Source organism: Actinoplanes sp. NPDC019969, assembly GCF_055562375.1.
On the sequence record NZ_JBVHFK010000039.1, the window covers coordinates 1 to 1,587 of the forward strand.

Sequence of the window (1,587 nt, forward strand, 5' to 3'; positions counted from 1 at the left end):
GGTAGTAGTTTAGCGATGGGGTGACGCAGGAAGGTAGATGATCCCGGCCGGTGGTTGTGCCGGGGTAAGCGTGTAGGACGTACCGTAGGCAAATCCGCGGTGCATATAGTCTGAGACGTGATGCCGAGCCGTTCTGGTGAAGTCATTGATCCTATGCTGCCGAGAAAAGCCTCTAGCGAGCTTTGAGCGGCCCGTACCCGAAACCGACACAGGTGGTCAGGTAGAGAATACCGAGGCGACGGGTGAACTGTGGTTAAGGAACTCGGCAAATTGCCCCCGTAACTTAGGGAGAAGGGGGGCCGGACGCGTGAAGCCCCTTGCGGGTGGAGCGTGGTATGGCCGCAGAGAGCAGGGGGAAGCGACTGTTTACTAAAAACACAGGTCCATGCCAAGTCGTAAGACGATGTATATGGACTGACGCCTGCCCGGTGCTGGAACGTTAAGGGGACCTGTTAGCTCTTCGGGGCGAAGCGGAGAACTTAAGCGCCAGTAAACGGCGGTGGTAACTATAACCATCCTAAGGTAGCGAAATTCCTTGTCGGGTAAGTTCCGACCTGCACGAATGGCGTAACGACTTCCCCACTGTCTCAACCACAGGCCCGGCGAAATTGCAGTACGAGTAAAGATGCTCGTTACGCGCGGCAGGACGGAAAGACCCCGGGACCTTTACTATAGCTTGACATTGGTATCTGAATTTAATTGTGTAGGATAGGTGGGAGACTGTGAAGCTCGGACGCCAGTTCGGGTGGAGTCACTGTTGAAATACCACTCTGTTGGGTTTGGGTATCTAACTTGCGGCCCTGATCGGGTCGAGGGACAGTGTCTGGTGGGTAGTTTAACTGGGGCGGTTGCCTCCTAAAGGGTAACGGAGGCGCCCAAAGGTTCCCTCAGCCTGGTTGGCAATCAGGTGTTGAGTGTAAGTGCACAAGGGAGCTTGACTGTGAGACTGACGGGTCGAGCAGGGACGAAAGTCGGGACTAGTGATCCGGCACTTGCGTGTGGAAGCGGTGTCGCTCAACGGATAAAAGGTACCCCGGGGATAACAGGCTGATCTTCCCCAAGAGTCCATATCGACGGGATGGTTTGGCACCTCGATGTCGGCTCGTCGCATCCTGGGGCTGTAGCAGGTCCCAAGGGTTGGGCTGTTCGCCCATTAAAGCGGTACGCGAGCTGGGTTTAGAACGTCGTGAGACAGTTCGGTCCCTATCCGCCGTGCGCGTTGGATACTTGAGAAGGGCTGTCCCTAGTACGAGAGGACCGGGACGGACGAACCTCTGGTGTGCCAGTTGTTCCGCCAGGAGCATGGCTGGTTGGCTACGTTCGGAAGGGATAACCGCTGAAAGCATCTAAGCGGGAAGCCTGCTTCGAGATGAGGTATCCCACCACCTTGAGTGGGTAAGGCTCCCAGCTAGACTACTGGGTTGATAGGCCGGAGATGTAAGCACGGTAACGTGTTCAGTCGACCGGTACTAATAGGCCGAGGGCTTAACCACCCTAAATTTTATGCTTACGCGTCCACTGTGTGATTCACAGCAAACGAACAACCACCCCCGGAAACATTGGGGTTGCTGGTTTGTTCCACGCTGA

The 1,587-nt window shown here is 55.7% G+C and carries 1 rRNA gene; it reads left to right on the forward strand.

Annotated features, from left to right (window positions below):
• Positions 1-1,493 (forward strand): 23S ribosomal RNA (locus ACZ3II_RS43490); the annotation flags it as partial.
• Positions 1,494-1,587: the final 94 nt, after the last annotated feature.